Genomic DNA, 5,617 nt, shown 5'->3' with positions numbered 1-5,617 from the left:
ACGCGCAAAGCAAAAACCCTCTGAATGATTAGTTCAGAGGGTTTTTTAATAAGAGCCTGACGATGACCTACTTTCACACTGGTTGCAGCACTATCATCGGCGCAAAGTCGTTTCACGGTCCTGTTCGGGATGGGAAGGGGTGGTACCAACTCGCTATGGTCATCAGGCATAACTTGTAGCCGCTGCTTGTTCTCCAGTTGGAGCAACAAGAAGCGCAATTTAGAAGAAGTAGTTTTTTATACCGAACTCACTGTTGTTTTCACAGAGAGTGAGTCCGGTTGGGTATGAATGTCCAAACGGTGTGTTGAGCACCTTGGCAAACAATTAAAAGCTCATCATATAACCTGCTAAGGTTATAGGGACAAGCCTCACGGGCAATTAGTATCAGTTAGCTTAACGTATTACTACGCTTCCACACCTGACCTATCAACGTCCTGGTCTCGAACGACCCTTTAGGGGAATCTAGTTCCCGGGAAATATCATCTTAAGGCAAGTTTCCCGCTTAGATGCTTTCAGCGGTTATCTCTTCCGAACTTAGCTACCCGGCAATGCCACTGGCGTGACAACCGGTACACCAGAGGTTCGTCCACTCCGGTCCTCTCGTACTAGGAGCAGCCCCCTTCAAATTTCCAACGCCCACGGCAGATAGGGACCGAACTGTCTCACGACGTTTTAAACCCAGCTCACGTACCACTTTAAATGGCGAACAGCCATACCCTTGGGACCGGCTACAGCCCCAGGATGTGATGAGCCGACATCGAGGTGCCAAACTCCCCCGTCGATATGAACTCTTGGGAGGAATCAGCCTGTTATCCCCAGAGTACCTTTTATCCGTTGAGCGATGGCCCTTCCATACAGAACCACCGGATCACTATGTCCTACTTTCGTACCTGCTCGACTTGTCAGTCTCGCAGTTAAGCACGCTTATGCCATTGCACTATTAGCACGATGTCCGACCGTACCTAGCGTACCTTCGAACTCCTCCGTTACACTTTGGGAGGAGACCGCCCCAGTCAAACTGCCTACCATGCACTGTCCCCGATCCGGATAACGGACCAAGGTTAGAACCTCAAACAAACCAGGGTGGTATTTCAAGGTTGGCTCCACGAGAACTAGCGTCCCCGCTTCAAAGCCTCCCACCTATCCTACACAGATTGGTTCAAAGTCCAATGCAAAGCTACAGTAAAGGTTCATGGGGTCTTTCCGTCTAGCCGCGGGTAGATTGCATCATCACAAACATTTCAACTTCGCTGAGTCTCGGGAGGAGACAGTGTGGCCATCGTTACGCCATTCGTGCAGGTCGGAACTTACCCGACAAGGAATTTCGCTACCTTAGGACCGTTATAGTTACGGCCGCCGTTTACTGGGACTTCAATCAAGAGCTTGCACCCCATCATTTAATCTTCCAGCACCGGGCAGGCGTCACACCCTATACGTCCACTTTCGTGTTTGCAGAGTGCTGTGTTTTTATTAAACAGTCGCAGCCACCTTTTTATTGCAGCCCTTTCGTCCTTCTGGCGCAGGCCAGTCAAACTACATGGGCGTACCTTATCCCGAAGTTACGGTACAAATTTGCCGAGTTCCTTCTCCCGAGTTCTCTCAAGCGCCTTAGAATACTCATCTCGCCCACCTGTGTCGGTTTGCGGTACGGTCTCGTTAGACTGAAGCTTAGAGGCTTTTCTTGGAACCACTTCCGATTGCTTCGCAAACAAGTTTGCTCGTCCCATACCCTTGAATTACGCTGCCGGATTTGCCTAACAGCCTTCTCTGATATAGGAACCGGGACTTCCAACACCCGGACAACCTTCCGCGATCCGTCCCCCCATCGCATCTAACGACGGTGCAGGAATATTAACCTGCTTCCCATCAGCTACGCATCTCTGCCTCGCCTTAGGGGCCGACTCACCCTGCTCCGATGAACGTTGAACAGGAAACCTTGGGCTTACGGCGTGGGGGCTTTTCACCCCCATTATCGCTACTCATGTCAGCATTCGCACTTCTGATACCTCCAGCATCCTTTACAAGACACCTTCGCAGGCTTACAGAACGCTCTCCTACCATATCCATAAATGGATATCCGCAGCTTCGGTGACTGGCTTAGCCCCGTTACATCTTCCGCGCAGGACGACTCGATCAGTGAGCTATTACGCTTTCTTTAAAGGATGGCTGCTTCTAAGCCAACCTCCTGACTGTTTTAGCCTTCCCACTTCGTTTGCCACTTAGCCAATCTTTGGGACCTTAGCTGGCGGTCTGGGTTGTTTCCCTCTTGACGTCGGACGTTAGCACCCGGCGTCTGTCTCCCAAGCTCGCACTCATCGGTATTCGGAGTTTGCAATGGTTTGGTAAGTCTCGATGACCCCCTAGCCATAACAGTGCTCTACCCCCGATGGTGATACTTGAGGCACTACCTAAATAGTTTTCGGAGAGAACCAGCTATTTCCAAGTTTGTTTAGCCTTTCACCCCTACCCACAGCTCATCCCCTAATTTTTCAACATTAGTGGGTTCGGACCTCCAGTGCGTGTTACCGCACCTTCATCCTGGCCATGAGTAGATCACTTGGTTTCGGGTCTACACCCAGCGACTGAACGCCCTATTCGGACTCGATTTCTCTACGCCTTCCCTATACGGTTAAGCTTGCCACTGAATGTAAGTCGCTGACCCATTATACAAAAGGTACGCAGTCACGGAACAAGTCCGCTCCTACTGTTTGTATGCACACGGTTTCAGGATCTATTTCACTCCCCTTCCGGGGTTCTTTTCGCCTTTCCCTCACGGTACTGGTTCACTATCGGTCGATATCGAGTATTTAGCCTTGGAGGATGGTCCCCCCATGTTCAGACAGGATTACACGTGTCCCGCCCTACTTGTTGCAAGCTTAGTTCCACAATGATCATTTCGTGTAAGGGGCTATCACCCTCTATGGCTGCCATTTCCAGAGCATTCCACTATGTCCACTGCTAAAACTTGCGGCTGTTCCCATTTCGCTCGCCACTACTTTGGGAATCTCGGTTGATTTCTTTTCCTGCAGCTACTTAGATGTTTCAGTTCGCCACGTTCGCTTTACACACCTATGTATTCAGTGTGCAATGACCACTAGGGCCGGGTTTCCCCATTCGGAAATCTGCGGATCAAAGCTTGTTTGCTAGCTCCCCGCAGCTTATCGCAAGCTACTACGTCCTTCATCGCCTGATATCGCCAAGGCATCCACCATGTGCACTTATTCACTTGTCCCTATAACGTTAGCCTCTGACTGCGTTCACAGCCAACAACCGGTTATAGAGGTATTTCTATGAGTTTAGCGTTTGCCGTATCCAAAGCGTTTTCGCATTCTCCATGCAGCTTGCGCCCATGGAGTCTTTTGAGAACTCTTTACATACTTTTTGATTTGATACAATCATACCCATCAACAAACAATGTCTTGTCTGCTGACGAATCTTTACTACTTCTTCTAAATTGTTAAAGAACAGTTATTGCTTTTGATCTTCAAAAGACCAAACCTAAATCCCAGTACATCCCCGCATAACCATGCGCTGCACCGACTTAGGTTTGATATTTCTCACCAAGGAAACTTGGTGGAGGTTGACGGGATCGAACCGACGACCCCCTGCTTGCAAAGCAGGTGCTCTCCCAGCTGAGCTAAACCCCCGAAACTTTGTGGTGGGTCTGGTTGGGCTCGAACCAACGACCCCCGCGTTATCAACACGGTGCTCTAACCAACTGAGCTACAGACCCGCTTGGATCAGTACGAGCCTACCATCAACTTCAGCACTCTCATGCCGCAGCCTTTGACCGATACCTGTTCTTCTTTATTAACAGACGATAAGTGTGGACGCTTAACTTTCATGCAAACTCTAGAAAGGAGGTGATCCAGCCGCACCTTCCGATACGGCTACCTTGTTACGACTTCACCCCAGTCACGAATCCTACCGTGGTAAGCGCCCTCCTTACGGTTAGGCTACCTACTTCTGGTAAAACCCGCTCCCATGGTGTGACGGGCGGTGTGTACAAGACCCGGGAACGTATTCACCGCGACATGCTGATCCGCGATTACTAGCGATTCCAACTTCATGTAGTCGAGTTGCAGACTACAATCCGGACTACGATACACTTTCTGGGATTAGCTCCCCCTCGCGGGTTGGCGGCCCTCTGTATGTACCATTGTATGACGTGTGAAGCCCTACCCATAAGGGCCATGAGGACTTGACGTCATCCCCACCTTCCTCCGGTTTGTCACCGGCAGTCTCATTAGAGTGCCCTTTCGTAGCAACTAATGACAAGGGTTGCGCTCGTTGCGGGACTTAACCCAACATCTCACGACACGAGCTGACGACAGCCATGCAGCACCTGTGTAAAGGTTCTCTTTCGAGCACTCCCAAATCTCTTCGGGATTCCTTCCATGTCAAGGGTAGGTAAGGTTTTTCGCGTTGCATCGAATTAATCCACATCATCCACCGCTTGTGCGGGTCCCCGTCAATTCCTTTGAGTTTTAATCTTGCGACCGTACTCCCCAGGCGGTCTACTTCACGCGTTAGCTGCGTTACCAAGTCAATTAAGACCCGACAACTAGTAGACATCGTTTAGGGCGTGGACTACCAGGGTATCTAATCCTGTTTGCTCCCCACGCTTTCGTGCATGAGCGTCAGTGTTATCCCAGGGGGCTGCCTTCGCCATCGGTATTCCTCCACATCTCTACGCATTTCACTGCTACACGTGGAATTCTACCCCCCTCTGACACACTCTAGCCGTGCAGTCACAAATGCCATTCCCAGGTTAAGCCCGGGGATTTCACACCTGTCTTACACAACCGCCTGCGCACGCTTTACGCCCAGTAATTCCGATTAACGCTTGCACCCTACGTATTACCGCGGCTGCTGGCACGTAGTTAGCCGGTGCTTATTCTTCAGGTACCGTCATTAGGACTCTGTATTAGAAAATCCCGTTTCTTCCCTGACAAAAGAGCTTTACAACCCGAAGGCCTTCTTCACTCACGCGGCATTGCTGGATCAGGGTTGCCCCCATTGTCCAAAATTCCCCACTGCTGCCTCCCGTAGGAGTCTGGGCCGTGTCTCAGTCCCAGTGTGGCTGGTCGTCCTCTCAGACCAGCTACTGATCGATGCCTTGGTGAGCCTTTACCTCACCAACTAGCTAATCAGATATCGGCCGCTCTATGAGCATGAGGTCTTGCGAGCCCCCACTTTCATCCGTAGATCGTATGCGGTATTAGCTAGTCTTTCGACTAGTTATCCCCCACTCAAAGGTACGTTCCGATATATTACTCACCCGTTCGCCACTCGTCAGCGGAGCAAGCTCCCTGTTACCGTTCGACTTGCATGTGTAAGGCATGCCGCCAGCGTTCAATCTGAGCCAGGATCAAACTCTTCAGTTCAATCTCTGTTTTGTGACATTGCTGCCTAGCATCTCTGCTATCGCTCACTCAAAATACTGACAGGCCGTCCAAATAAATTCAGACGCCTATTTTCTTCTTCTGTGAACATTTAATGTTTTAAGTTATACGCTCCTGACTTACATCAGCAGCGCTGCACTTCCATCAAACGCCCACACTTATCGACTGTTAATTGTTAAAGAACCTTCCACTTCGCGCCACCAAAAACCCGG

2 tRNA genes and 3 rRNA genes are annotated in these 5,617 nt (G+C 50.4%); all 5 read right to left on the bottom strand.

Annotated features, from left to right (window positions below):
* Nucleotides 1-54: 54 nt before the first annotated feature.
* The 5 genes from rrf to KHU33_RS25020 all read right to left on the bottom strand — a co-directional run bounded on the left by rrf (nt 55) and on the right by KHU33_RS25020 (nt 5,387).
* Nucleotides 55-167 (bottom strand): 5S ribosomal RNA (rrf, locus tag KHU33_RS25040).
* 190 nt (nt 168-357) lie between these two features.
* Nucleotides 358-3,232: ribosomal RNA gene (locus KHU33_RS25035) — 23S ribosomal RNA — on the bottom strand.
* Between the two features lie 339 nt (nt 3,233-3,571).
* Nucleotides 3,572-3,647, bottom strand: a tRNA-Ala gene (locus KHU33_RS25030).
* A gap of 9 nt (nt 3,648-3,656) precedes the next feature.
* A tRNA-Ile gene (locus KHU33_RS25025) sits at nt 3,657-3,733 on the bottom strand.
* 123 nt (nt 3,734-3,856) lie between these two features.
* A 16S ribosomal RNA gene (locus KHU33_RS25020) occupies nt 3,857-5,387 on the bottom strand.
* Together the 16S, 23S and 5S rRNA genes with 2 tRNA genes alongside form the textbook arrangement of a ribosomal RNA operon.
* Nucleotides 5,388-5,617 lie beyond the last annotated feature (230 nt).

Source organism: Collimonas silvisoli, from assembly GCF_018305005.1.
In the GTDB taxonomy this organism is placed as follows: Bacteria; Pseudomonadota; Gammaproteobacteria; order Burkholderiales; family Burkholderiaceae_D; genus Collimonas; species Collimonas silvisoli.
The sequence above is the reverse complement of the archived record's forward strand: the minus strand, read 5'-3'. Positions and strand labels throughout refer to the sequence as shown.